The following is a 22,619-nucleotide window of genomic DNA, read 5'->3' on the forward strand; positions in this document are numbered from 1 at the left end:
AAGATTCCAGTAGTACCGCTTTATAGCGGGCCAGTAAAAGTGCTTGCGATACCGCTCTTTGGGGCGAGCAGTAACAATGGCCCTTTGGAGGGCCAGGGATAAACCACCAGTTGAACTGGTGGTTGCTAACTTATAAAGTATCACTCATAAGAAAACTCCTTTGATGCGATGGAAATAATCAATCTTTCATTTGAGGCTTAAAGATCAGACTGGCCAGGTATGAAAAAATCAGAGAAGCGGACACACCTGCGGCACAGGCAGTGAAGCCGCCTGTAAAAAGTCCGAGAAGACCATACTGGTTAATGGCTGTCTTCATGCCTTTCCAGAGAAGATGCCCAAATCCGGGAAGGGGGACCGAAACACCTGCACCGGCATAGTCGACCAATGGCTGATAGATTCCGACAGCACTTAAGAGGACACCGGAGCAGACAAGAAGAACCATAACCCTGCCGGGCATCAGTTTGGTTTTGTCAAGAAGAATCTGGACCAGGGCGCAGATGACGCCGCCGACCCAGAAGGCATTAAAATAATCCATATGAAACTCCTTTCAGGATAATTGCACGTGTTCAATAACAATTCCATGGGCGATGCCGGGAACGGATTCGCCCTCATTAAAACTGACTTTGGAGAGCATGGCACCGGTGGGGACAAAAAGGACTTTTTTCCACTGTCCGCTGACAATGCGTGGAAGGATGAAGGCTGCCAGAACAGCGGCCGCACATCCGCATCCACTGCCTCCGGAATGGGTATCCTGTGCATCATTGTCAAAGATCAGAAGCCCGCAGTCATAGTGGCGGGAAGCGATGGAGATATCTTTTTCGCCGAGAAGATCAAACAGGATCCGCTGTCCGACTCTGCCGAGGTCTCCGGTGATGATGGCGTCGTAATAAGAAGGCTGACGCTGGAAGTCGGTCAGATGGCGAGAAATAGTGTCGCTTGCGGCAGGAGCCATGCATCCGCCCATGTTCAGGGAATCACGAAATCCAAAATCAATCACGGTTCCGGTGGTGACAGCGGTGATCGCAGCACATCTGTTCTTGTGACGCAGAGGGGATGCATTGGGAAGATCACCAGAAAGAGGCGGCTTGTCTCCGAGAACGCAGGCTCCGCTTCCGGTCACCGTCCAGGTTGCGGACAGGGGACGCTGGCTGCCGTACCCCAGCGGAAAACGAAATTCTTTTTCGGCAGTAGCAAAGTGACTGGAAGCAGCACAGAGTATGTGTGAACCATAACCGGCAGCTACAGACATGGCACCGAGGGAGAGAGATTCTCCGATCGTGGAGCAGGCACCGTACAGCCCGTAAAACGGGATGCCTATTTCCGCAATGCCAAAGGAAGAGGCAATCGTCTGGGCGAGAAGATCACCGGCAAAGGCCATGCGGATATCGGAGGGCTTAAGCCCGGCTTTTCCGATTGCCAGGATCGCAGTTTCTTTTTGGAGTGTGCTTTCTGCATTTTCCCAGGTGTCCGTTCCGAAACGGGGGTCCTCACTGATCATATCGAAGCAGTGCTTTAATGGTCCTTCGCCTTCTTTTTTTCCTACGATGGAAGCAGCACTCTGGATATAAACCGGTTCATGAAATGCAAGGCTTGCTTTTCCCATCTGAACTGTGCTGCTCATCCGATCACCTCCATAAGTTTAAGAATGTAGTAGATGATGCCAAGGAGCCAGGAACTTAAGATTCCGTACAGGATCACAGGACCTGCGATGGTAAAAATCTTGCATCCGATTCCAAAAATCTGTCCTTCGGCCTGAAATTCTATGGCTGAAGCTGCAACAGAGTTTGCAAATCCAGTGATAGGGACAAGACTTCCGGCACCTCCGAATTTTCCGATTTTGGAGTACAGGTTGAACCCTGTCAGAAGGACACTCAGCAAGATCAGAAGGAGAGAGCACCAGCTTCCGGCACTTTCCTGATCGATACCCATGGATTGTGCAGTGTTCAGGATGAACTGTCCCAGAAGACAGATGAGTCCGCCGGTGAGAAAGGCTTTTGCCATATTTATGGGAAGGCTGTGAGTTGGTGTAACGGACTTGACATATTGTTCGTATTTTTTCTGCTTTTGGAGCTGTTGTTTATTTGCCATGAAAAACTCCTCTCTTTCGGTTTGACTTTTATGCGGTTTATGCATATAATGATTGAGGCTTATTGCCAGCCAAAAAAGTAAAAAATGAGTGTACCGATGCATTTCCCGACGGCGATAGAGAGAATGACTGCCGGGAATCCTTCCGTCAGGTGGATCCTCCTGAAAAAGACAGGAAAGACAGAGGCTACCTCTGCCAGAGCCAGGATCCAGCTTCCGAGAAAAATGCCGGAAAAAACACCATATACTATCAGAAAAGGAATGCCGAGAGGCAGCGAAAAGTGAAACAGGCAGAACACATTGCCAAAGACAAAACCAAGCAGAGTCATATCTTCATAAAGAAGAACAGAATCTGCGGTACGTGTGATGCCGGCATATCTGGGCACGATGGAAAGGCCGATCATCAGTCCGACCGCACCGCCGGCGATGATGATACCTGAGCACAGTCCAAGAAAACCTAAAAAAATTTGCTGCCACATAAAAAAACTCCTTTTCGGTTGACTTTTATGTTTAGTATGTGAAAATTTGATAGAATCATACATTAATTCTTAAAAAACTATGAAAAACTGTACTTTTATCTGAGGAGATAGTATAATTAGTAAAAATGAGGGTGCGTGACATTTTACCAGGTTGCTGTGAGCGGAGTGAACAGTGACAATGAATACAAGTTACTGTGAACGGAGTGAACAGTAATAACTACAAGAATGGTATAGGGAGGTTTTGCATGTATGATGCATATTCTCGAATGGAACTATTATTGGGGCAGAAGGGTGTAGACTGCCTGAGTAACGCCAGAATCGCAGTTTTCGGACTTGGCGGTGTGGGTTCCTATACAGTGGAGGCACTGGCACGCTGTGGAGTAGGAAGTCTTACTCTTGTGGATCATGATGAGATATCCGTGACAGATATCAACAGACAGCTCTATGCACTGCAGTCTACGATTGGGCATAAGAAAGTGCAGATCGCAAAAGAACGGATACGTAATATTGATGAGGATATTCTGGTACACACATACGAAAGTTGCTATAATGAAGATACTATGGGACTGTTTGACCTGAGAATGTACGATTATATCGTGGATGCAATGGACACGGTTTCATCTAAGATACTCCTGATAGAGCAGGCGGGGAAATATAAGATTCCGGTAATCTCATGTCTGAGTATGGGAGATAAGTTAGATCCTTCGAGATTGGAGATCATGGATATTTCTCGTGTCGCGGCAGATTCTGCGACCAAGAAGATGCGTGCAGAACTCCGGAAGAGAGGCGTCAGAAGACTTAAGGTGATTTGTTCACGAGAACATTCACACAGAGGATTTGAATTCAGAAAGATCAAACCAAGTGTCGAGAAAAACATCCAGGGAAGTATTTCATTTGTAGCGGGAGTGGCAGGTCTTATGACTGCCGGTGAGGTAGTCAGGGATATTCTTGCTGAAAAATACAAAAAATAACAAAATCAGGAGTTTGTAAACCTGATAAATAAATAGAAAGATTGAGGACAGTGTTTGTGAACGAGCAGATCAAGCAGAAATTTTGCCAGGAGCTGGGAGAAGAGCAGGTGCTCTTTGAAGAGCCTATGAAACGTCACACAACTTTTCGCATTGGTGGACCGGCAGAGGTCTTCGTGATGCCGAGAACAATAGAAGAAATACAAAAGACTCTTGAAATATGCAGAAGGGAGAAGCTTTCGTATTTTATACTTGGAAACGGAAGCAACCTGCTGGTAAGTGATCAGGGCTACAAAGGCGTGATCATCCAGATGGATCGCAATATGGAGCAGATCACTGTAGAAGGGACTGAGATCCGTGCAGCAGCGGGAGCACTCCTTTCTTCTATTGCGGTTGCAGCCAGAAGAGCATCCCTTGCGGGATTTGAGTTTGCGGGAGGCATTCCGGGAACGCTTGGCGGAGCCGTTGTGATGAATGCAGGTGCCTATGGCGGAGAGATGAAGGATGTACTCAAGGACGTAACGGTAATGACCGGGGAAGGTGAGGTTCGTGTAATCCCGGCAGCAGAACTTGAGATGGGATACCGTACCAGCATTATCAAAAAAGCCGGCTATCTGGTACTTGGGGCGACAATTTCTCTTAAGGAGGGAAACCTGGAAGAAATCAAGACACTCACGAGAGAACTCCGTGAGAAGCGTACTTCAAAACAGCCGCTTGAGTTTCCGAGTGCAGGAAGCACGTTCAAGCGTCCGGAAGGATACTTTGCAGGTAAGCTGATCATGGACAGCGGGCTTCGAGGCTGTCAGATCGGTGGTGCCAGAGTATCAGATAAGCATTGCGGATTTGTGATCAATGCCGGAGATGCGACAGCAGAGGATGTTGTGAGCCTGATGAAGCATGTGACAGAAGTGGTCCGTGAGAAGTACGGAGTAACTTTGGAACCGGAAGTGAAATTTTTGGGGGAATTTGATAAGAAATGCGACTGGTAATTGTTACAGGATTGTCCGGAGCGGGAAAATCCACAGCAATGAAAATGCTGGAAGATGCACAGTATTTCTGCGTAGACAACCTGCCGATACAGCTGGTTGGAAAGTTTGTTTCTCTGATGTCGGCAAATCAGGGCGAGGATATTCAGAACGCAGCAATCGGGCTGGATGTCCGAAGCGGCAGATATCTGGAAGGTCTGGAAGAAGTACTGGATCAGCTTAAAGAGATGGGACACAAGTTCGAAATCCTTTTTCTTGATGCAGACGATCGTACACTTGTTAAGAGATACAAGGAAACAAGAAGAACGCACCCGCTGGCTATGGCAGGGCGTGTTGATGAGGGAATCCGGGAAGAACGAAAGAGATTAAACTTCCTTAAAGAACGTGCAGACTATATTATAGATACAACGCATCTGCTTACCAGGGAACTTAAGAAGGAACTGGACAAGATCTTTGTGGAGAACGGTAAGTTCGACAATATGATGATCTCAGTATTATCCTTTGGATTTAAATATGGGATACCGGAGGATGCGGATCTTGTGTTTGACGTGAGATTCCTTCCGAATCCTTATTATGTAGATGAACTGCGTCCGCAGACAGGAATGGATGACGGCGTGTTCAATTATGTGATGCAGAACCAGACGGCGAAGGATTTTGCAGATAAGCTGGAAGATATGATGAAGTTCCTGATTCCGAACTACGCAAAGGAAGGGAAGACAAACCTTGTGATAGCGGTCGGATGTACGGGCGGAAAGCATCGTTCGGTTACTCTGGCAAGAGTGCTCTATGACCGGCTGCATGCAGAGCGGAGTTATGGGATTCGCCTGGAACACAGAGATATAGGTAAAGATGCACTGCGTAAAAATAAATGATATGAGATAGGAGAATGGAAATGTCTTTTTCGGGGATGGTGAAAGAAGAACTTTCCAGACAGATCAGCATGGCAAGGCACTGCAGGCTTGCCGAAATTACAGCACTTTTGAGTGCATGTGGAAGAATGACAGCAGAAGGGGGACTGCATTTTCAGACCGAAAATTATGCTGTTATAAGAAAGTACTTTACATTGCTGACAAAAACCTTTAATATAGAGACAGCAATAGCTATTCGGGAAAGCTGTCAAATGAAAAAGGGAAAGATATATTTCGTTGAGATTGCAGACCCGGAACAGATAGAAACTGTACTTCAGGGAACGAAACTTTCTGCAGATGAATATAACGGAGGTATGCTGGATGCGGGTAACGGATTTGTTACTCAGCAGGTATGCTGCAAACGGGCTTTTATCCGCGGTGCATTTCTGGCATCGGGATCAATCAGCGATCCGGAGAAAGGCTATCATCTGGAAATCGTCTGTTCAGAAGAAAAAAAGGCAGATCAGCTGCAGGAACTTATCCGCAGCTTTGATATTGATGCCAAAATTGTCGTGCGTAAGAAGTCATATGTGGTCTATGTGAAGGAGGGCGCACAGATTGTTGAAATGTTGGCGGTTATGGAGGCAAATGTGTCGTTGATGAATCTGGAAAATATACGGATCGTCAAGGAGATGCGCAACAATGTCAATCGGAAAGTAAACTGTGAAACAGCAAATATCAACAAAACGGTGAATGCAGCAGTGAAACAGGCAGAGGACATCAGACTGATTGAGGAAAGAATGGGATTCCACAATCTGAATGAGGGTCTTGCTGAAATTGCGGAGCTGCGACTGCAGTATCCGGAAGCTACACTAAAAGAATTAGGTATGATGTTAAATCCGCAGGTAGGAAAGTCGGGGGTTAATCATCGCCTGAGAAAGCTCAGCGAGATTGCTGATGGACTGCGGATGAACGAGGAGGATTTATTATGATTAAAAAACCAATCACTATTCAACTGTCTACAGGGCTGGAGGCACGTCCGGTTGCGCAGCTGGTACAGGTTGCAAGCCAGTTCAACAGTGAGATCTATGTTGAGATTGGAAGAAAAAAGGTAAACGCAAAAAGTATTATGGGAATGATGACATTAGGGCTGGATTCAGGTGAAGAGATCACACTTTCCGCAAATGGTGATGATGAAGAAGCGGCAATGACAAGTATTGAGAAATATTTGAGTAATCAATAATAAGAATTAAGAGCGGAGTAATAAGAGCATTGACCGGAAGAAGACCAGTCCGGCCAATGCTTTTTGCATCTGGCAAAAAGCAAGATTATAAGTTGACCATGAAACAAAAACAGGGTATAATAATAAAATGTTAATGAATGTAAACCAAAGCGAAGGAGATACCAATGTCTAAATTTTTGAAATTTATTGTACATTTTGTGATCATATGTACGATCATACTGATACTCGGTATGGCACTGCCGCCGTTTTTTGGGGTTTCTACTGTGATCGTGGACAGCAGCGATAAGGTTACCAATCTGCCCATGGGTTCTGTGACATATGCGATACCGGTGAGGACCGAAGAAGTAAAGAATGCACCGGGAACTCCGCTCCTGGTGAAGAAGGACTCTGCTACCTATCGTTATAACCTTGTAAGCATAGGAGATAATAACATAGGTACAGTTATTGATCCGACTGTGGCTGAGCAGAGCAATATCTCAGTATCTGTTAAGAACTGGGTTCCGAAGGTTGTTGTTACGATTCCTTTTGTAGGATATGTCCTGACAGCAACGGAGAGTACAGAGGGACTGATCGTTCTTGGACTGATTGTTCTTTTCCTCATCATTCTTTATGTTGTGGCAGAGCTTCTTAAGAAGGAACCGGAAGATGAATATGAGGATCTTCTTGGAGACCGCAGACATGTAAAGACTGCGAAGGAACTCCGCATGGAAGAGAAGGCACGTGCGAGACGAATGGATGAAGAAGACAGAGAACTTCTTTACGGAGAGAAGGCACGACGCAAACAGGTCAAGAAAGAAGAAAAGAAACGCAAGAAGATCCGTACAGGCGGATTCGTAGATGAGATTTACGAGGATGATCTGGAGGAGGAAGCACCGGTACAGAAGAAGACTCGTCCGGTAAGAAACATGCAGACTGCAACCAGCGAGGCGCATGAACTTCTCAAGAAGGAAATCGCGGCAGCGACAGCAGAGGAATTTTCCGATGATGAGCAGGATACATATAGAAGTGCCGGCGGCCATACAGAAGAGATTCCGAACATCCAGGAGGCTGAAGAAGAGCCTGAAGAGAAACCGGTAGAGATCAAGAAACTTGCAATCCCGCATTATACTGCTTCTCAGCTCGCGGACAAAGCGAGAAAGGCTGGAGATGCTCCGGATATCGTCAGAGATTCTATCACAAAGGTTACATTATTTGACTACTCTGATATTATCGGTGGTGATGAGGAGTCAGAGGAATAAATAACTGAATGATGTTTCTTTATTATATATAGAAAGAAAATCACTAAATCAGATGCAGCGAAGGGCAAAGAAACCTTTCGCTGCATTTTGCACTATAATAAGAAGAAAACAGATAAAAATATTGTGCAGAAATTTGTTCAAAAAAATAAAAAAAAGGCTTGCATAATTAAGAATCATCGTATATACTAATATCTGCTGTGACATGATAGCTATGAAGCGCGAGGTTGCTGCCATATTACCGGCAGGTTTTCCGTGGAGCGAATGTCAAGTTAGGAAACTGACGACAAGTCACTGTACAAGTTCAGAAACCATCATCGGGATGGACGTGTGGATAAATGTCGCATGACACACACGGAGATGTGTACAGTCGCCGCTTGTCGTACTGCATAATTGAGTACGAATAGGAGGAGACTTTTTTTATGGCAAATCAGGTAATGAGAATCACTTTAAAGGCTTATGATCATCAGTTAGTAGATGCATCAGCAGCAAAAATCATCGATACTGTTAAAAAGAACGGAGCAACTGTTAGCGGACCAGTTCCGCTTCCGACTAAGAAGGAAGTTGTTACAATCTTAAGAGCTGTTCACAAATATAAAGATTCCAGAGAGCAGTTCGAACAGAGAACTCATAAGAGACTCATCGATATCATGACACCAACTCAGAAAACAGTAGATGCACTTTCCAGACTGGAAATGCCTGCAGGTGTTCACATCGATATCAAGATGAAAAACAAATAATTAACTCGTTTTTAAATGTCCCTTGGGCATTTCAAAAAACTATATGATTGCCTTTATGGTAATCCGCTATAAGGAGGAAGAAAGAAATGAAGAAAGCTATTTTAGCTACTAAAGTCGGAATGACTCAGATCTTCAATGAAGACGGACAGTTAATTCCGGTAACCGTTTTACAGGCTGGTCCATGCGTTGTAACTCAGGTTAAAACAGAGGAAAACGACGGATATGCATCAGTTCAGGTTGGATACGGCGACATCAGAGAAAAACTGGTGAACAAACCGGAAAAAGGTCACTTCGACAAAGCTGGAGTTGCTGTTAAGAGATTCGTTAAAGAATTCAGATTCGAAAACGCTGCAGAATATGCAGTAGGACAGGAAATCAAAGCTGATATCTTTGCGGCTGGAGATCACATCGATGCTACAGCAGTTTCCAAAGGTAAAGGTTTCCAGGGTGCCATCAAGAGACATGGACAGTCCAGAGGACCTATGGCTCACGGTTCCAAATATCATCGTCATGCAGGTTCCAACGGTGCTTGCTCCGATCCGAGTAAAGTATTCAAAGGAAAACACATGCCAGGACATATGGGAAATGTACAGGTAACTGTTCAGAATCTTGAAATCGTTCGTGTAGATACAGAAAACAATTTACTGTTAGTGAAAGGTGCTGTTCCAGGACCTAAGAAATCTATGGTTACCATCAAAGAGACAGTAAAGTCTTTATAATTGAGAAAGGAGGAGCATCAGAATGGCAAACGTAACAGTTTTTAATATGGAAGGCAATGAAGTTGGAACAATGGAACTGAACGATGCAGTGTTCGGAGTAGAGATCAACGAGCATCTTGTTCATCTCGCAGTTGTTCGTCAGCTTGCAAATAAACGCCAGGGTACTCAGAAAGCTAAAACACGTTCTGAAGTAAGCGGCGGCGGAAGAAAACCGTGGAGACAGAAAGGAACAGGTCATGCAAGACAGGGTTCCATCCGTGCACCACAGTGGACTGGCGGCGGTGTAGTATTCGCTCCGGTTCCGAGAGACTATGAAGTAAAAATGAACAAGAAAGAAAGAAGAGCAGCTCTGAAATCAGCTCTGACTTCTAAAGTTCAGGATAATAAACTGGTTGTTGTAGACAGCCTTGCACTTGCAGAAGCAAAGACAAAAGAAATGCAGAAGGTTCTTACAAACCTCAAAGCAGACAAAGCTCTTGTTATCACAGCAGCTGATGACCAGAACGTAGTTATTGCAGCAAGAAACATCGCAGATGTACAGACTGCAACAGTAAGTACTATGAATGTATATGATGTTATGAAACACAATACAGTAGTAGTTACCAAAGATGCAGTAGCATCCATCGAGGAGGTGTACGCATAATGGCAGATATTAAGTATTATGATGTGATCCTGAAACCGGTTATCACAGAAAAATCCATGAACGCCATGGGAGAAAAGAAATACACATTCCTGGTACATCCGGAAGCAAACAAGTCTCAGATCAAAGAGACTGTTGAGAAAATGTTCGAAGGAACAAAAGTTAAGAGCGTAAATACCATGAACATGGATGGTAAGAAAAAACGCCGTGGTGCAGTTGTTGGAAAGACAGCTAAAACCAAAAAAGCGATCGTAGCTCTTACAGAAGAAAGCAAAGACATCGAGATCTTCGAGGGATTATAATCCCTCAGCTTTCAGAAGATATATGCTGGAAAGCATGATAACTAATATTCGAAAGGAGAAACATCATGGGAATCAAAACCTATAACCCATATACACCTTCCAGAAGACATATGACTGGATCTGATTTCTCTGAGATCACAACAAGTACCCCTGAGAAATCCTTAGTCGTATCTCTGAAGAAAAACTCTGGACGTAACAACCAGGGTAAAATCACTGTTAGACACCGCGGAGGCGGAAGCAGAAGAAAATACAGAATCATCGACTTCAAGAGAAGAAAAGATGATGTTGTTGCAACAGTTAAGACAATTGAGTACGATCCGAACAGAACAGCTAACATCGCTCTGATCTGCTATGCAGACGGCGAGAAAGCATATATTCTTGCACCGGAAGGACTGAAAGTCGGACAGAAAGTTATGAACGGTCCGGAAGCAGAAATCCGTGTAGGAAACTGCCTGCCGCTGGAACTTATCCCAGTTGGTACTATGGTTCATAATGTTGAGCTTCATCCTGGAAAAGGCGGACAGATGGTTCGTTCCGCAGGAAACGGTGCTCAGCTGATGGCTAAAGAAGGAAAATACGCAACATTAAGATTACCGTCAGGTGAAATGAGAATGGTTCCGCTTGTATGCCGCGCATCTATCGGTGTTGTTGGTAACGGCGATCATAACCTTATTAACGTTGGTAAAGCTGGACGTAAACGTCACATGGGAATCAGACCTACAGTTCGTGGTTCTGTAATGAACCCGAATGACCATCCGCATGGTGGTGGTGAAGGAAAGACCGGAATCGGTCGCCCAGGTCCGTGTACACCATGGGGCAAACCTGCTCTTGGTCTGAAGACCAGAAAGAAAAACAAACAGTCCAACAAGCTCATCGTAAGAAGACGCGATGGAAAAGCTTTAACAAAATAATAAGGAGGGTACAGAATGTCTCGTTCACTGAAAAAAGGACCATTCGCAGATGCAAGCCTGCTTAAAAAGGTTGACGCTCTGAATGCTGCAAATGATAAATCTGTGATCAAAACATGGTCACGTCGTTCCACTATCTTCCCGTCCTTCGTAGGACATACAATTGCAGTACATGATGGAAGAAAACATGTGCCGGTATATGTAACAGAAGATATGGTTGGACATAAACTTGGTGAGTTCGTAGCAACAAGAACTTACAGAGGACACGGAAAAGACGAAAAGAAATCCGGCGTTCGCTAGAATTAATTTAAATAAATAATCTGCCTGTTGTCCCGCAAGGGGACAGCAAGGCGGTGTTACCAGATATCGATTAAATGGAAAGGAGGCACTTTAAAATGGCAAAGGGACATAGAAGCCAGATTAAGAGAGCCAGAAATGAGAGTAATAGAGAGACAAGACCGTCTGCAAAATTATCTTATGCAAGAATTTCTGTTCAGAAAGCATGCTATGTATTAGATGCAATCCGCGGTAAAGATGTGCAGACAGCACTTGGTATCCTCACATACAATCCAAGATACGCTTCAAGCGTTCTGAAGAAGCTGCTTGAGTCAGCAATTGCAAACGCAGAAAACAATAACGGAATGAGCGCAGATAACCTCTACGTTGCAGCGTGCTATGCAAACAAAGGACCTACAATGAAACGTATTCAGCCAAGAGCACAGGGTAGAGCTTACAGAATCGAAAAGAGAACAAGCCATATCACCATCGTGCTGGATGAAAGATAAGGAGGAAAAGCATGGGACAGAAAGTTAATCCACATGGCCTTAGAGTCGGTGTTATCAAGGATTGGGATTCCAGATGGTATGCAGAAGCAGATTTTGCAGATTACCTGGTTGAAGACTATAATATCAGAACATTTTTAAAGAAAAAACTTTACAGCGCAGGTGTTTCCAAGATCGAGATCGAGAGAGCATCTGATAGAGTTAAGATCATCATCTACACTGCTAAACCGGGTATCGTAATCGGTAAGGGCGGATCTGAGATCGAAAAAGTTAAAGCTGAATTACAGAAATACACAGATAAGAAACTCATCGTAGATATCAAAGAAGTTAAGAGACCGGACAGAGATGCTCAGCTTGTTGCTGAAAACATCGCTCTGCAGCTTGAGAACCGTATCTCCTTCAGACGTGCTATGAAATCTACAATGCAGAGAACAATGAAAGCAGGAGCAAAGGGAATCAAAACATCCGTATCCGGACGTCTTGGCGGAGCTGATATGGCTCGTACAGAGTTCTACAGCGAAGGAACAATCCCGCTTCAGACACTTCGTGCTGACATTGATTATGGATTTGCAGAAGCTGACACAACTTACGGAAAAGTTGGTGTAAAAGCTTGGGTATACAATGGTGAAGTACTTCCTACTAAAGGAAATAAGGAAGGGAGCGATAAATAATGTTAATGCCAAAAAGAGTAAAACGTCGTAAACAGTTCCGTGGCTCCATGAGAGGTAAAGCCCTTAGAGGTAATAAAATCAATTATGGTGAATTCGGTCTTGTTGCTACCGAACCTTGCTGGATCAGATCTAACCAGATCGAAGCAGCCCGTGTTGCCATGACACGTTACATCAAACGTGGTGGTCAGGTTTGGATTAAGATTTTCCCGGATAAACCAGTAACAGCGAAACCAGCAGAAACACGTATGGGTTCCGGAAAAGGTACCCTTGAATACTGGGTAGCAGTTGTTAAGCCAGGACGTGTAATGTTCGAAATCGCAGGCGTTTCTGAAGAGATCGCTCGTGAAGCATTACGTCTTGCAATGCACAAGTTACCATGTAAATGTAAAATCGTTTCTCGTGCAGACTTAGAAGGCGGTGATAACAGTGAAAATTAATAAATTCGTAGAAGATTTAAAAGCAAAATCAGCTGCAGAATTAAATGAAGAATTAGTAGCTGCTAAAAAAGAACTTTTCAATCTGAGATTTCAGAATGCAACCAATCAGTTAGACAATACAAGCAGAATCAAAGAGGTTCGCAAGAATATTGCCAGAATCCAGACAGTAATCACTGAGCAGACAAACGCTGCGAAATAGTGATATATAGGAGGAAATAATCGTGGAAAGAAATCTGAGAAAGACCCGTGTGGGTAAGGTTGTCAGCAATAAGATGGACAAGACCATTGTTGTTGCTATCGAAGACCATGTAAAACATCCTCTTTACAAAAAAATCGTAAAGAGAACATATAAACTCAAAGCTCATGATGAAAACAATGAGTGCAATATCGGTGATACCGTTAAAGTAATGGAAACCAGACCGCTGTCCAAGGACAAGAGATGGAGACTGGTTGAGATCGTAGAGAAAGTGAAATAAGGAGGAAACCAGTATGATTCAGCAGGAAACTAGACTGAAAGTTGCCGACAACACTGGTGCAAAAGAAATCCTTTGTATTCGTGTTATGGGTGGCTCTACAAGAAGATATGCAAACATCGGTGATACTATCGTTGCTACTGTTAAAGATGCAACACCAGGCGGCGTTGTTAAAAAAGGTGATGTAGTAAAAGCTGTTGTTGTTCGTACCAAAAAAGGCGCTCGTCGTAAAGACGGATCTTACATCCGTTTCGATGAAAACGCAGCCGTAATCATTAAAGATGACTTAACTCCGAGAGGAACTCGTATCTTTGGACCAGTTGCCAGAGAACTTCGTGAGAAGAAATTCATGAAGATTGTTTCCTTAGCTCCGGAAGTATTATAGGAGGGTGCCTGATGTCAGCTATGAAAATTAAAAAAGGCGACACTGTTAAAGTAATCGCTGGTAAAGATAAAGGTAAAGAAGGAAAAGTTCTTGCCGTTAACGTAAAAGACAACACTGTAATCGTTGAGAATATCAACATGGTTACAAAGCACAACAAACCATCAGCAGCAAACCAGGCTGGCGGAATCACAACAAAAGAAGCTGCTCTTCATGTTTCCAACGTAATGCTCGTTGTAGACGGAAAAGCAACAAGAGTTGGATTCAAGATGGATGGAGACAAAAAAGTACGTGTTGCAAAAGCAACAGGTAAAGTAATCGATTAATTAAGAGAGGAGGCATGACAGGTGAGTAGATTAAAAGAACTTTACAAAAATGAGATCATGGATGCCATGACCAAGAAATTCGGATATAAAAACGTTATGGAAGTGCCAAAACTCGATAAGATCGTTATCAACATGGGTGTTGGTGAAGCAAAAGAAAACGCTAAGCTTCTTGATGCAGCAATCGCTGATATGGAACTGATCACAGGCCAGAAAGCAATCGCTACAAAAGCTAAAAAATCAGTAGCTAACTTCAAAATCAGAGAGGGTATGCCAATCGGTTGTAAGGTTACCTTAAGAGGTGAGAAGATGTATGAATTCGCTGATCGTCTTATCAACCTTGCTCTTCCTCGTGTACGTGACTTCCGTGGTGTTAACCCGAACGCTTTCGATGGCAGAGGAAACTACGCACTGGGAATCAAAGAACAGCTTATCTTCCCGGAAGTTGAGTATGATAAGGTAGACAAAGTAAGAGGTATGGATATCATCTTCGTTACAACTGCTAAGACAGACGAAGAGGCTCGTGAGCTGTTAACTCAGTTCAATATGCCTTTTGCTAAATAAGGAGGAGAATTCGAATGGCTAAGACAGCAATGAAAATCAAACAGCAGCGCAAACAGAAATTCTCCACAAGAGAATACAGCCGCTGCAGAATCTGTGGACGTCCACATGCATACCTGAGAAAATACGGTATCTGCCGTATCTGCTTCCGTGAACTGGCTTACAAAGGTCAGATCCCGGGTGTTAAAAAAGCAAGCTGGTAGGCCGAAAGCAACTTAATGAACTCAAGCACTTATGCGCAGAGTGAATTTAGTGCGAGGTTCTTCCCGAATCTTAATGAAACCGAGTGTAAACGAAGGTTGAATTTAGCTGAGGGAAGTGGTGCAAATCTAAAAATGTAATTAACGTACATGTAAAGTCTGAAAAGAGTGAATAATTAGGAGGAAACTAACATGACAATGACAGATCCGATCGCAGATATGCTTACAAGAATCCGTAACGCTAACACTGCAAAACATGATACAGTAGATGTTCCGGCATCCAAAATGAAAATCGCTATCGCAAACATTCTTCTTGACGAAGGATACATTGCAAAATATGATCTGGTTGAGGATGGTGTATTCAAAACTATCCACATCACACTGAAATACGGTGAGACAAAGAACGATAAGATCATCACAGGACTTAAGAGAATCTCCAAACCAGGTCTTCGTATCTACGCTGGTAAAGATGAGCTTCCGAGAGTTCTTGGCGGACTTGGAATTGCAATCCTTTCCACAAACAAAGGTGTGATCACTGACAAAGAAGCTCGTAAACTTCAGGTTGGTGGAGAAGTTCTTGCATTTGTTTGGTAATAAGGTAAAAAATCTGCGAGCAGATTTTTAATAGATGAAGGAAACACCATCGTCACTAAATTCGACAGCCGACGCGATGCATCGACTCTCTCATTAAGTGTCGAGGTGTACTTTCACACTAAACTCGTACAGTGCTTATGCCTGTACTTGTTAAGTGTTCAATGCACTGAAAACAGAGAGAAATTAAATCTTTTCTCTCCGACAATTTAAGTAAGGAGGACAATATTATGTCACGAATCGGAAGACTTCCGGTAGCTATCCCGGCAGGCGTTGAAGTAAACGTAGCTGCAGGCAATGTAGTAACCGTTAAAGGTCCTAAAGGAACACTCGAAAGAGCACTTCCAACCGAAATGGAAATCAAAGTAGAAGATGGTCATGTAGTAGTTACAAGACCAAACGATCTTAAGAAAATGAAAGCATTACACGGTCTGACCAGAAGCCTTATCCACAACATGGTTGTTGGTGTAAGCGAAGGCTACACAAAAGAGCTTGAGGTTAACGGTGTAGGTTATAGAGCACAGAAACAGGGCAAGAAACTTGTTCTTGCACTTGGATATTCTCACCCGGTAGAGATGGAAGATCCAGAAGGTCTGGAATCCAAAGTTGATGGAAATAAGATCATCGTTTCCGGTATCAGCAAAGAAAAAGTTGGCCAGTATGCAGCAGAAATCAGAGACAAGAGAAGACCGGAGCCATATAAGGGCAAAGGTATCAAGTATGCTGATGAAGTTATCAGACGTAAAGTCGGTAAGACTGGTAAGAAATAAATAAGGAGAGTGAGAATATGATTAATAAAGCATCCAGAGCGGAAATTCGCGAGAAAAAACATAGAAGACTCCGTCATCATATCAATGGAACAGCTACTACTCCTAGACTGGCAGTATTCCGTTCCAACAAGCATATGTATGCACAGATCATTGATGACACAGTAGGTAAAACTTTAGTATCAGCTTCTACTCTTCAGAAAGATGTAAAAGCTGAACTTGAAAACACTGATGATGTAAAAGCAGCAGCATATCTTGGAACTGTAATCGGTAAGAAAGCAGTTGAAGCAGGTATCGAGAGCGTTGTCTTCGACAGAGGAGGCTACATCTATCATGGTAAAGTAAAAGCACTGGCAGACGCAGCAAGAGAAGCTGGGCTGAAATTCTAAAAGGGAGGAAAAGACACATGAAACATAATCTTATTGATGCTAGTCAGTTAGAATTAGAAGATAAAGTAGTGTCAATCAAACGTGTTACCAAGGTTGTTAAAGGTGGTCGTAACTTCCGTTTCACAGCTTTAGTTGTAGTAGGTGACGGTAACGGACATGTTGGTGCAGGTTTAGGAAAGGCAGCTGAAATTCCGGAAGCTATCCGCAAAGGAAAAGAAGATGCTATGAAGAAACTGGTTACAGTTGCAAGAGATGAGAACAATTCCATCACTCATGACTATGTAGGTAAATTTGGAAGTGCTGAGATGCTTCTGAAACGTGCTCCGGAAGGTACTGGAGTTATCGCTGGTGGTCCGGCGCGTGCGGTCATCGAGCTTGCAGGAATCAAAAACATCCGTACAAAATGTATGGGATCCAGAAATAAACAGAACGTAGTTCTGGCTACAATCGATGGATTAAGCAAACTGAAAACTCCGGAAGAAGTTGCAAAACTTCGCGGAAAATCTGTAGAAGAGATTCTGGCATAAGGAGGACAAAATAATGGCAAACACATTAAAAGTTACACTTGTTAAGTCTCCTATCGGTGCAGTTCCGAAACACAAAAAGACTGTAGAAGCTATGGGACTTACCAAAATGCACAAAACAGTTGAAATGCCTGACAATGCAGCAACCAGAGGAATGATCCAGCAGGTTCAGCATCTTGTTAAGGTAGAAGAAGCATAAGATATCCAGAGAGTATTTAAATAATAAAAGGAGGTGCCAAAGATGGAATTATCAAATTTAAGACCAGCAGATGGTTCTAAACACAGCGATAACTTCAGAAGAGGCCGTGGACATGGTTCTGGAAACGGTAAAACAGCCGGAAAAGGACATAAAGGACAGTTAGCTCGTTCCGGACACAAGAAACCGGGATTTGAAGGTGGACAGATGCCTTTATACAGACGTCTTCCTAAGAGAGGCTTCAAAAACAGAAATTCTAAAGAGATCATTGCAATCAATGTTGACGTTCTGAACCGTTTTGAGGATGGAGCAGAAGTTACAGTTGAATCTTTACTTGCTACAAGTGCAATCTCCAAAGCAGGAGACGGTGTTAAGATTCTTGGAAATGGTGAACTGACAAAGAAACTTACAGTTAAAGTAAACGCTGTCAGTGAAACCGCAAAAGCAAAAATCGAAGCTGCAGGTGGTACAGTAGAGGTGATCTAATGTTTGAAACTCTTAAAAGTGTTTTTAGAGTAAAAGAGATGCGGAGAAAACTTCTCTACGTCTTATGGATGATCCTTATCATCCGTATCGGTTCACAGCTCCCGATTCCGGGCGTGGACAGTGATGTATTCAAACAGTGGTTTCGGAGTAATACCGGTGATGCATTCAATTTCTTTGATGCATTCACCGGTGGCTCTTTTGAGAGCATGTCCGTATTCGCATTGAACATTACACCGTACATTACTTCTTCCATTATCATTCAGCTTCTCACAATTGCAATTCCTGCTCTGGAGGAGATGCACAGAGATGGTGAAGAGGGAAGAAAGAAGATGACAGCGATTACCCGTTATGTCACAATCGGACTTGCACTGTTCGAGTCCATTGCCATGACTATCGGATTTGCCCGTGGAAATATCGTACAGGATATGACCGTGCTTAAGGGAATTGTTGTAGTCGTAAGTCTGACAGCCGGATCTGCAATGTTAATGTGGATCGGTGAACGTATCACAGAGAAGGGCGTTGGAAATGGTATTTCTATCGTACTTGCGGTAAATATTATTTCTCGTATTCCGAGTGATATGACAACTCTTTATGAGAACTTTATTAAGGGGAAAACAATTGCAAAAGGAACACTTGCAGGACTTATTATCTTTGCAATTATTCTTGTTGTAGTAGTATTTGTCCTTATTCTTAATGGAGCAGAGAGAAGAATTCCTGTTCAGTATTCCAGAAAGATGGTGGGAAGAAAAATGATGGGTGGTCAGTCCACCAACATTCCGCTGAAAGTCAACACTGCCGGCGTTATCCCGATCATCTTTGCTTCTTCCATTATGTCATTCCCTGGTGTTATCGCACAGTTTGCTGGAAAAGCAAATGGAACCGGCATTGGAAGTGAAATTCTGAGAGGTCTCTCTTCAAGTAACTGGTGTAATCCATCTCAGATTAAATACAGCTGGGGTCTGCTGGTATACGTAGTTTTATGCGTATTTTTTGCATATTTCTACACTTCCATTACATTCAATCCACTGGAAGTTGCAGATAATATCAAAAAGCAGGGTGGATTTATTCCGGGTATCCGTCCGGGAAAACCTACATCAGATTATTTGACTAAAATGCTGAATTATATTATATTTATAGGTGCGGTAGGTCTGATCATTGTGGCAGTTATTCCGTTCTTCTTTAACGGAGTCTTTGGGGCAAATGTTTCTTTCGGTGGAACATCTATCATCATCGTTGTAGGTGTTGTACTTGAAACTGTGAAACAGATTGAATCCCAGTTGCTTGTCCGCAATTACAAGGGCTTCCTGAACAACTAAAAATGAAGGTTGTGGTGCGAAAGCGTCACAGCCTTGATTTGGTACAGGAGAAGTTTCTGTAACTGTTCACAGGTAATATCCCGCGAGGTGTTTTGCCAGGGATATGGCAAAATCCCGAGACATACGGGGCAAAATGCCACCACCGAAGGTGATTTGGAATGCATTTTGACCAAGTTACTGTGAACGGAGTGAACAGTAACAAGTTTCTTCTGTACAGGCAGCATCCTCTGGATGCCTGCAATATATGGCTTCATAAAGAAAAAGGAGGTATTTGTTATGCGAATTATTATGTTGGGTGCACCAGGTGCAGGAAAAGGAACTCAGGCAAAGAAAATTGCCGCAAAATATGGGATTCCGCACATCTCCACAGGAGATATTTTCCGTGCAAACATCAAAAATGGTACTGAGTTAGGAAAAAAAGCAAAAACATATATGGATCAGGGGCTTTTGGTACCAGATGAATTAACCTGTGATCTTGTAGTAGACAGAATTCAGCAGGACGATGCAAAAAATGGTTATGTACTGGACGGTTTCCCGAGAACTATTCCTCAGGCAGAATGCCTGACAGAAGCTCTTAAGAAACTGGGAAGCGGCATCGACTATGCAATCGATGTAGATGTTCCGGATGAAAATATTGTCAATCGTATGTCTGGCAGAAGAGCCTGCCTGAAATGCGGTGCTACTTACCATATCGAATATGCAGCACCGAAGACAGAGAACGTATGCGATACCTGTGGCGAAGCACTGGTACTGCGTGACGATGACAAGCCGGAAACTGTTTCCAAACGTCTGAAGGTTTACCATGAGCAGACACAGCCGTTGATCGATTACTACACAGAGCAGGGCGTATTAAAGACAGTAGACGGAACTCGTTCCCTGGATGAAGTTTTCCAGGCTATCGTCGAGATCTTGGGAGAATAAAAAATGTCAGTTTCTATTAAGTCAGAACATGAAATTGAGCTTATGAGACATGCCGGCCATTTACTGGAAAAGGTTCATGATGAACTGGCTTCTCATATTAAGCCGGGAATCAGCACAAAAGAACTGGACCGTATTGGTGAGGATATGATTCGCTCTATGGGCTGCACTCCAAACTTTTTGAATTATCAGGGCTTTCCCGCATCATTCTGCATCAGTCTTAATGATGAAGTAGTACATGGAATCCCGTCCAGACACAAAATCATTCAGGAAGGCGATCTTGTCAAGATCGATGCCGGACTGATCTACAAGGGTTACCATTCGGATGCTGCACGTACTTATGCAGTAGGTGAGGTTTCACCGGAAGCAAGACAGCTCATGGAAGTGACAAAGCAGAGCTTCTTTGAGGGTATAAAATTCGCAAAAGCAGGAAATCATCTGAATGATATTTCCAAGGCAATCGGTGCTTATGCAGCGAAATTCAACTATGGTATCGTTCGTGACCTGGTTGGTCATGGAATCGGAACACATCTCCATGAAGATCCGCAGATCCCGAATTTCCCGCAGAAGCGCAGAGGCATCAAACTGATGCCAGGTATGACACTTGCAATTGAACCGATGATCAATCTGGGACGCGCAGATGTTGCGTGGGAGGATGATGAATGGACAGTTGTAACTATGGACGGATCTCTTTCAGCACATTATGAAAATACTGTTCTGATCACGGATGGAGAACCGGAAATTCTGACTCTTACAAAATGACAGATGACACAGGAGGTTTATAATGTCTAAAGCAGATGTAATTGAAGTGGAAGGTACTGTATTGGAGAAGCTGCCTAATGCAATGTTCAAAGTAGAACTGGAAAACAAGCATGTGGTACTGGCTCATATCAGCGGAAAGCTGCGTATGAACTTTATCCGTATTCTTCCTGGAGATAAAGTTACTATTGAACTTTCTCCGTATGATCTTTCCAAGGGACGTATTATTTGGAGAGATAAGTAAAACCGTGAGGGGGACAGGCTCGAAGTTACGCGAAGGCCGCATGTCCCCCTCACACTCCCCCTCTCGGCCACGCGTGTGGTGGTGTGGGGGAGTGTGTTGGTTGGATAAAACCGAAAGAACTGGAGATTCGTATAGAGTCTCTGGTTCTTTTTTTATGCAAAAAGCTCTCAATAATAAATATTCAAATAAAACACGATTACTGTCAGAAGTGATAGTGAAAAGATGAAAATATTGTGTATAATAACAAATAAGAAGGAAAGATTTCTGAAAAAAATGGAGGAGTAGATAACAAATATAAGAAGGAGAAAGGAGCGGTGTTTATGAGTAAGAGAATGAGATTTTGGATGATGGGTGTGCTGGGTGTTATGATGGCGGGTCTGGTGTGTGTAAATGTCTATGCATATGTTCAATATCGACCCGCAAGTAGGTTTCTGTTACACTGATGTTACTGTGACCGAGGATTTGGGACACATCCTGCACCGGAGTGCCTTTTCTCAGCATATTTGTGGCAAACGAATGGCGGATAGTGTGTACGCCTGTGTGCCTCTTTGTTGGGATAGCAATCCCTGCTCTGCGTAAATACTTATGAAATTCCGGATTGAAATTGTTATGCTCACCCAATGGCTGAAACGGTGCGTTATGGCTCAGAAAGATAAAAGCCGAGGAGGACTGTGGGCGGCCATCTTGCAAATAAGAAATAATCGCCATACCTAGCTCTTTGCTGAGTGGCAGACTCAAGGCGTTCCCTGTCTTCTGCTGAGAAAGTGAAATGCAGTTTTCCTTCCAGTTAATATTTGAAAATTTGAGTCCCAAAACGTCGCTTATCCTTAACCCTGTTCTTGCAAGAAGCAGAAAAATCGCGTAATTCCGCCTTCCAACTGGATTGGCAGTATCGATGACTGCAAGAATCTTGTCGATTTCTTCAGGACTCCATACCTGTGGAATCTGGGGTGCAGTGCGTTTGAAGTTTGGGAGTTGAAGGGAATAATCCAAATCCGTATATTTGTGGTCATAAAGCCAGTGCAGGTAAGCACCAACTTGTCGGCATCTTGCAACACTTTTATAGGTTGATTGTTTAGACAACGAAAACCACTAACCGATGGAACGCCGTGTGCGGTGAAAGTCGCATGCACGGTGTGGAGTGGGGGAAAAGCCCGAGAGGATATCAGAGGCTTACCTATCACTATAGAACTCGGACTTTATCTATATGCTCAACCAGGCCCAGGGAGACCGTCAGATTTTGGCAAAGCAGTTGGGGATCTCCCCGCACCAACTTTCGTATGTGACCCATTCCGGTCCCGGCGAGGGGCTTTTGTTCTTTGGAAATGTGATCATCCCCTTTGTGGACCACTTCCCGAAGGACACACTCTTGTACAGCGTGCTTACCACAAGACCGGATGAAGTGGCGGGGACCAAAGCATGAGGCAAAAATTAAAATGGATCGGAG

Annotated in this window: 36 protein-coding genes and 1 pseudogene; 32 read left to right on the forward strand and 5 right to left on the reverse strand. The window is 43.6% G+C overall.

Annotation, left to right across the window (positions count from 1 at the left end; genetic code table 11):
- Positions 1 to 178: 178 nt before the first annotated feature.
- From spoVAE to LIR34_RS08680, 4 genes are read right to left on the reverse strand one after another with little or no spacing between them, the layout of a single operon-like run.
- Positions 179 to 535 (reverse strand): stage V sporulation protein AE, encoded by a 357-nt coding sequence (spoVAE, locus tag LIR34_RS08665; protein ID WP_173902546.1) that lies wholly within the window; start codon positions 533 to 535, stop codon positions 179 to 181.
- A gap of 12 nt (positions 536 to 547) precedes the next feature.
- Complete coding sequence (locus tag LIR34_RS08670; RefSeq protein ID WP_173902547.1) at positions 548 to 1,621, reverse strand: stage V sporulation protein AD; 1,074 nt, start codon at positions 1,619 to 1,621, stop codon at positions 548 to 550.
- Complete coding sequence (locus LIR34_RS08675) at positions 1,618 to 2,088, reverse strand: SpoVA/SpoVAEb family sporulation membrane protein (protein WP_173902548.1); 471 nt, start codon at positions 2,086 to 2,088, stop codon at positions 1,618 to 1,620. Before LIR34_RS08675 ends, LIR34_RS08670 begins: the two co-directional genes overlap by 4 nt.
- 59 nt (positions 2,089 to 2,147) lie before the next feature.
- Complete coding sequence (locus tag LIR34_RS08680; RefSeq protein ID WP_161283908.1) at positions 2,148 to 2,564, reverse strand: stage V sporulation protein AB; 417 nt, start codon at positions 2,562 to 2,564, stop codon at positions 2,148 to 2,150.
- A 245-nt stretch (positions 2,565 to 2,809) separates the two neighbouring features.
- Here LIR34_RS08680 and LIR34_RS08685 point away from each other — a divergent pair, with 245 nt between their 5' ends.
- The 31 genes from LIR34_RS08685 to infA all read left to right on the forward strand — a co-directional run bounded on the left by LIR34_RS08685 (position 2,810) and on the right by infA (position 21,172).
- Positions 2,810 to 3,535: a tRNA threonylcarbamoyladenosine dehydratase gene (locus LIR34_RS08685; RefSeq protein ID WP_173902549.1), complete on the forward strand. Its 726-nt coding sequence runs from the start codon at positions 2,810 to 2,812 to the stop codon at positions 3,533 to 3,535.
- A gap of 56 nt (positions 3,536 to 3,591) precedes the next feature.
- Entirely contained in the window at positions 3,592 to 4,521 is a 930-nt protein-coding gene (murB, locus tag LIR34_RS08690; protein WP_173902550.1) for a UDP-N-acetylmuramate dehydrogenase, read from the forward strand.
- Positions 4,509 to 5,390, forward strand: coding sequence for an RNase adapter RapZ (gene rapZ, locus LIR34_RS08695; RefSeq protein WP_161283911.1), 882 nt, complete (start codon positions 4,509 to 4,511; stop codon positions 5,388 to 5,390). Before murB ends, rapZ begins: the two co-directional genes overlap by 13 nt.
- 20 nt (positions 5,391 to 5,410) lie before the next feature.
- A complete protein-coding gene (gene whiA / locus LIR34_RS08700) occupies positions 5,411 to 6,358 on the forward strand; it encodes a DNA-binding protein WhiA (RefSeq protein WP_173902581.1) in 948 nt (315 codons plus the stop codon).
- Complete coding sequence (locus tag LIR34_RS08705) at positions 6,355 to 6,609, forward strand: HPr family phosphocarrier protein (protein ID WP_161283912.1); 255 nt, start codon at positions 6,355 to 6,357, stop codon at positions 6,607 to 6,609. The genes whiA and LIR34_RS08705 overlap by 4 nt, the downstream gene beginning before the upstream one ends.
- 164 nt (positions 6,610 to 6,773) lie before the next feature.
- The gene (locus LIR34_RS08710) at positions 6,774 to 7,847 is read left to right on the forward strand and encodes a hypothetical protein (RefSeq protein ID WP_173902551.1); all 1,074 of its coding nucleotides are present in this window, start codon (positions 6,774 to 6,776) and stop codon (positions 7,845 to 7,847) included.
- A gap of 419 nt (positions 7,848 to 8,266) precedes the next feature.
- On the forward strand, positions 8,267 to 8,584 hold the full coding sequence (rpsJ, locus tag LIR34_RS08715; RefSeq protein ID WP_161283914.1) for a 30S ribosomal protein S10: 318 nt from the start codon (positions 8,267 to 8,269) through the stop codon (positions 8,582 to 8,584).
- Between the two features lie 86 nt (positions 8,585 to 8,670).
- Complete coding sequence (gene rplC / locus LIR34_RS08720; protein ID WP_161283915.1) at positions 8,671 to 9,303, forward strand: 50S ribosomal protein L3; 633 nt, start codon at positions 8,671 to 8,673, stop codon at positions 9,301 to 9,303.
- A 22-nt stretch (positions 9,304 to 9,325) separates the two neighbouring features.
- The gene (rplD, locus tag LIR34_RS08725; RefSeq protein WP_161283916.1) at positions 9,326 to 9,946 is read left to right on the forward strand and encodes a 50S ribosomal protein L4; all 621 of its coding nucleotides are present in this window, start codon (positions 9,326 to 9,328) and stop codon (positions 9,944 to 9,946) included.
- A complete protein-coding gene (rplW, locus tag LIR34_RS08730) occupies positions 9,946 to 10,245 on the forward strand; it encodes a 50S ribosomal protein L23 (protein WP_173902552.1) in 300 nt (99 codons plus the stop codon). Before rplD ends, rplW begins: the two co-directional genes overlap by 1 nt.
- Before the next feature lie 65 nt (positions 10,246 to 10,310).
- On the forward strand, positions 10,311 to 11,156 hold the full coding sequence (rplB, locus tag LIR34_RS08735; protein WP_161283918.1) for a 50S ribosomal protein L2: 846 nt from the start codon (positions 10,311 to 10,313) through the stop codon (positions 11,154 to 11,156).
- 15 nt (positions 11,157 to 11,171) lie between these two features.
- Positions 11,172 to 11,453, forward strand: coding sequence for a 30S ribosomal protein S19 (gene rpsS / locus LIR34_RS08740; protein WP_008707255.1), 282 nt, complete (start codon positions 11,172 to 11,174; stop codon positions 11,451 to 11,453).
- Between the two features lie 95 nt (positions 11,454 to 11,548).
- The gene (gene rplV, locus LIR34_RS08745) at positions 11,549 to 11,938 is read left to right on the forward strand and encodes a 50S ribosomal protein L22 (RefSeq protein WP_005424978.1); all 390 of its coding nucleotides are present in this window, start codon (positions 11,549 to 11,551) and stop codon (positions 11,936 to 11,938) included.
- An 11-nt stretch (positions 11,939 to 11,949) separates the two neighbouring features.
- The gene (gene rpsC, locus LIR34_RS08750) at positions 11,950 to 12,606 is read left to right on the forward strand and encodes a 30S ribosomal protein S3 (protein WP_005424980.1); all 657 of its coding nucleotides are present in this window, start codon (positions 11,950 to 11,952) and stop codon (positions 12,604 to 12,606) included.
- Positions 12,606 to 13,043: a 50S ribosomal protein L16 gene (gene rplP / locus LIR34_RS08755; protein ID WP_019162497.1), complete on the forward strand. Its 438-nt coding sequence runs from the start codon at positions 12,606 to 12,608 to the stop codon at positions 13,041 to 13,043. Before rpsC ends, rplP begins: the two co-directional genes overlap by 1 nt.
- Positions 13,033 to 13,242, forward strand: a complete 210-nt coding sequence (gene rpmC / locus LIR34_RS08760; protein ID WP_118039832.1) for a 50S ribosomal protein L29 — start codon at positions 13,033 to 13,035, stop codon at positions 13,240 to 13,242. The genes rplP and rpmC overlap by 11 nt, the downstream gene beginning before the upstream one ends.
- A 22-nt stretch (positions 13,243 to 13,264) precedes the next feature.
- Entirely contained in the window at positions 13,265 to 13,519 is a 255-nt protein-coding gene (gene rpsQ, locus LIR34_RS08765) for a 30S ribosomal protein S17 (RefSeq protein ID WP_008707264.1), read from the forward strand.
- A 13-nt stretch (positions 13,520 to 13,532) separates the two neighbouring features.
- Positions 13,533 to 13,901 (forward strand): 50S ribosomal protein L14, encoded by a 369-nt coding sequence (gene rplN, locus LIR34_RS08770; protein WP_019162495.1) that lies wholly within the window; start codon positions 13,533 to 13,535, stop codon positions 13,899 to 13,901.
- An 11-nt stretch (positions 13,902 to 13,912) separates the two neighbouring features.
- Positions 13,913 to 14,224, forward strand: coding sequence for a 50S ribosomal protein L24 (gene rplX / locus LIR34_RS08775; protein WP_161283919.1), 312 nt, complete (start codon positions 13,913 to 13,915; stop codon positions 14,222 to 14,224).
- A 21-nt stretch (positions 14,225 to 14,245) separates the two neighbouring features.
- On the forward strand, positions 14,246 to 14,785 hold the full coding sequence (gene rplE, locus LIR34_RS08780) for a 50S ribosomal protein L5 (RefSeq protein WP_044925691.1): 540 nt from the start codon (positions 14,246 to 14,248) through the stop codon (positions 14,783 to 14,785).
- Between the two features lie 14 nt (positions 14,786 to 14,799).
- Positions 14,800 to 14,985, forward strand: coding sequence for a type Z 30S ribosomal protein S14 (locus LIR34_RS08785; protein ID WP_005424988.1), 186 nt, complete (start codon positions 14,800 to 14,802; stop codon positions 14,983 to 14,985).
- Positions 14,986 to 15,174: 189 nt separating this feature from the next.
- The gene (gene rpsH, locus LIR34_RS08790) at positions 15,175 to 15,576 is read left to right on the forward strand and encodes a 30S ribosomal protein S8 (RefSeq protein ID WP_161283920.1); all 402 of its coding nucleotides are present in this window, start codon (positions 15,175 to 15,177) and stop codon (positions 15,574 to 15,576) included.
- Positions 15,577 to 15,803: 227 nt separating this feature from the next.
- Entirely contained in the window at positions 15,804 to 16,343 is a 540-nt protein-coding gene (rplF, locus tag LIR34_RS08795) for a 50S ribosomal protein L6 (protein WP_173902553.1), read from the forward strand.
- Between the two features lie 17 nt (positions 16,344 to 16,360).
- Positions 16,361 to 16,729, forward strand: a complete 369-nt coding sequence (gene rplR, locus LIR34_RS08800; RefSeq protein ID WP_161283922.1) for a 50S ribosomal protein L18 — start codon at positions 16,361 to 16,363, stop codon at positions 16,727 to 16,729.
- Between the two features lie 17 nt (positions 16,730 to 16,746).
- Complete coding sequence (rpsE, locus tag LIR34_RS08805; protein ID WP_118252533.1) at positions 16,747 to 17,256, forward strand: 30S ribosomal protein S5; 510 nt, start codon at positions 16,747 to 16,749, stop codon at positions 17,254 to 17,256.
- 13 nt (positions 17,257 to 17,269) lie between these two features.
- Positions 17,270 to 17,452, forward strand: coding sequence for a 50S ribosomal protein L30 (gene rpmD, locus LIR34_RS08810; RefSeq protein WP_161283923.1), 183 nt, complete (start codon positions 17,270 to 17,272; stop codon positions 17,450 to 17,452).
- 42 nt (positions 17,453 to 17,494) lie between these two features.
- Positions 17,495 to 17,935 (forward strand): 50S ribosomal protein L15, encoded by a 441-nt coding sequence (gene rplO, locus LIR34_RS08815; protein WP_118698077.1) that lies wholly within the window; start codon positions 17,495 to 17,497, stop codon positions 17,933 to 17,935.
- The gene (gene secY / locus LIR34_RS08820) at positions 17,935 to 19,251 is read left to right on the forward strand and encodes a preprotein translocase subunit SecY (RefSeq protein ID WP_173902554.1); all 1,317 of its coding nucleotides are present in this window, start codon (positions 17,935 to 17,937) and stop codon (positions 19,249 to 19,251) included. Before rplO ends, secY begins: the two co-directional genes overlap by 1 nt.
- A 276-nt stretch (positions 19,252 to 19,527) precedes the next feature.
- Positions 19,528 to 20,172, forward strand: a complete 645-nt coding sequence (locus LIR34_RS08825) for an adenylate kinase (protein WP_161283925.1) — start codon at positions 19,528 to 19,530, stop codon at positions 20,170 to 20,172.
- A gap of 3 nt (positions 20,173 to 20,175) precedes the next feature.
- Positions 20,176 to 20,931: a type I methionyl aminopeptidase gene (map, locus tag LIR34_RS08830; protein WP_161283926.1), complete on the forward strand. Its 756-nt coding sequence runs from the start codon at positions 20,176 to 20,178 to the stop codon at positions 20,929 to 20,931.
- 22 nt (positions 20,932 to 20,953) lie between these two features.
- Complete coding sequence (infA, locus tag LIR34_RS08835) at positions 20,954 to 21,172, forward strand: translation initiation factor IF-1 (protein WP_005428560.1); 219 nt, start codon at positions 20,954 to 20,956, stop codon at positions 21,170 to 21,172.
- Between the two features lie 363 nt (positions 21,173 to 21,535).
- Here the strand turns inward: infA and LIR34_RS08840 are convergent, their stop codons facing one another.
- Complete coding sequence (locus LIR34_RS08840; RefSeq protein ID WP_173902555.1) at positions 21,536 to 22,255, reverse strand: site-specific integrase; 720 nt, start codon at positions 22,253 to 22,255, stop codon at positions 21,536 to 21,538.
- 106 nt (positions 22,256 to 22,361) lie between these two features.
- On the opposite strand from LIR34_RS08840, the pseudogene LIR34_RS08845 reads away from it, so the two are divergent.
- Positions 22,362 to 22,595 (forward strand): annotated as a pseudogene (locus LIR34_RS08845) (conjugal transfer protein TraE); the annotation flags it as partial.
- Positions 22,596 to 22,619: the final 24 nt, after the last annotated feature.

This window comes from Blautia sp. MSK17_66 (assembly GCF_020538025.1).
Classification (GTDB): Bacteria; Bacillota; Clostridia; order Lachnospirales; family Lachnospiraceae; genus Blautia_A.

What these genes read in the sequence shown, in the direction of transcription:
- rplP (WP_019162497.1), top strand. Translation starts at nt 12,606, where the DNA reads ATGTTAATGCCAAAAAGAGTAAAACGTCGTAAACAGTTCCGTGGCTCC.
- rplC (WP_161283915.1), top strand. Translation starts at nt 8,671, where the DNA reads ATGAAGAAAGCTATTTTAGCTACTAAAGTCGGAATGACTCAGATCTTC.
- rplW (WP_173902552.1), top strand. Translation starts at nt 9,946, where the DNA reads ATGGCAGATATTAAGTATTATGATGTGATCCTGAAACCGGTTATCACA.
- LIR34_RS08685 (WP_173902549.1), top strand. Translation starts at nt 2,810, where the DNA reads ATGTATGATGCATATTCTCGAATGGAACTATTATTGGGGCAGAAGGGT.
- rplV (WP_005424978.1), top strand. Translation starts at nt 11,549, where the DNA reads ATGGCAAAGGGACATAGAAGCCAGATTAAGAGAGCCAGAAATGAGAGT.
- LIR34_RS08705 (WP_161283912.1), top strand. Translation starts at nt 6,355, where the DNA reads ATGATTAAAAAACCAATCACTATTCAACTGTCTACAGGGCTGGAGGCA.
- rpsS (WP_008707255.1), top strand. Translation starts at nt 11,172, where the DNA reads ATGTCTCGTTCACTGAAAAAAGGACCATTCGCAGATGCAAGCCTGCTT.
- rpsE (WP_118252533.1), top strand. Translation starts at nt 16,747, where the DNA reads ATGAAACATAATCTTATTGATGCTAGTCAGTTAGAATTAGAAGATAAA.
- LIR34_RS08825 (WP_161283925.1), top strand. Translation starts at nt 19,528, where the DNA reads ATGCGAATTATTATGTTGGGTGCACCAGGTGCAGGAAAAGGAACTCAG.
- rplO (WP_118698077.1), top strand. Translation starts at nt 17,495, where the DNA reads ATGGAATTATCAAATTTAAGACCAGCAGATGGTTCTAAACACAGCGAT.
- LIR34_RS08680 (WP_161283908.1), bottom strand. Translation starts at nt 2,564, where the DNA reads ATGTGGCAGCAAATTTTTTTAGGTTTTCTTGGACTGTGCTCAGGTATC.
- rplN (WP_019162495.1), top strand. Translation starts at nt 13,533, where the DNA reads ATGATTCAGCAGGAAACTAGACTGAAAGTTGCCGACAACACTGGTGCA.
- LIR34_RS08710 (WP_173902551.1), top strand. Translation starts at nt 6,774, where the DNA reads ATGTCTAAATTTTTGAAATTTATTGTACATTTTGTGATCATATGTACG.
- rpsH (WP_161283920.1), top strand. Translation starts at nt 15,175, where the DNA reads ATGACAATGACAGATCCGATCGCAGATATGCTTACAAGAATCCGTAAC.
- rapZ (WP_161283911.1), top strand. Translation starts at nt 4,509, where the DNA reads ATGCGACTGGTAATTGTTACAGGATTGTCCGGAGCGGGAAAATCCACA.
- rplF (WP_173902553.1), top strand. Translation starts at nt 15,804, where the DNA reads ATGTCACGAATCGGAAGACTTCCGGTAGCTATCCCGGCAGGCGTTGAA.
- rplX (WP_161283919.1), top strand. Translation starts at nt 13,913, where the DNA reads ATGTCAGCTATGAAAATTAAAAAAGGCGACACTGTTAAAGTAATCGCT.
- rplD (WP_161283916.1), top strand. Translation starts at nt 9,326, where the DNA reads ATGGCAAACGTAACAGTTTTTAATATGGAAGGCAATGAAGTTGGAACA.
- infA (WP_005428560.1), top strand. Translation starts at nt 20,954, where the DNA reads ATGTCTAAAGCAGATGTAATTGAAGTGGAAGGTACTGTATTGGAGAAG.
- rplR (WP_161283922.1), top strand. Translation starts at nt 16,361, where the DNA reads ATGATTAATAAAGCATCCAGAGCGGAAATTCGCGAGAAAAAACATAGA.
- rpsJ (WP_161283914.1), top strand. Translation starts at nt 8,267, where the DNA reads ATGGCAAATCAGGTAATGAGAATCACTTTAAAGGCTTATGATCATCAG.
- rpmD (WP_161283923.1), top strand. Translation starts at nt 17,270, where the DNA reads ATGGCAAACACATTAAAAGTTACACTTGTTAAGTCTCCTATCGGTGCA.
- LIR34_RS08785 (WP_005424988.1), top strand. Translation starts at nt 14,800, where the DNA reads ATGGCTAAGACAGCAATGAAAATCAAACAGCAGCGCAAACAGAAATTC.
- map (WP_161283926.1), top strand. Translation starts at nt 20,176, where the DNA reads ATGTCAGTTTCTATTAAGTCAGAACATGAAATTGAGCTTATGAGACAT.
- LIR34_RS08675 (WP_173902548.1), bottom strand. Translation starts at nt 2,088, where the DNA reads ATGGCAAATAAACAACAGCTCCAAAAGCAGAAAAAATACGAACAATAT.
- rplB (WP_161283918.1), top strand. Translation starts at nt 10,311, where the DNA reads ATGGGAATCAAAACCTATAACCCATATACACCTTCCAGAAGACATATG.
- secY (WP_173902554.1), top strand. Translation starts at nt 17,935, where the DNA reads ATGTTTGAAACTCTTAAAAGTGTTTTTAGAGTAAAAGAGATGCGGAGA.
- LIR34_RS08670 (WP_173902547.1), bottom strand. Translation starts at nt 1,621, where the DNA reads ATGAGCAGCACAGTTCAGATGGGAAAAGCAAGCCTTGCATTTCATGAA.
- whiA (WP_173902581.1), top strand. Translation starts at nt 5,411, where the DNA reads ATGTCTTTTTCGGGGATGGTGAAAGAAGAACTTTCCAGACAGATCAGC.
- rpsC (WP_005424980.1), top strand. Translation starts at nt 11,950, where the DNA reads ATGGGACAGAAAGTTAATCCACATGGCCTTAGAGTCGGTGTTATCAAG.
- spoVAE (WP_173902546.1), bottom strand. Translation starts at nt 535, where the DNA reads ATGGATTATTTTAATGCCTTCTGGGTCGGCGGCGTCATCTGCGCCCTG.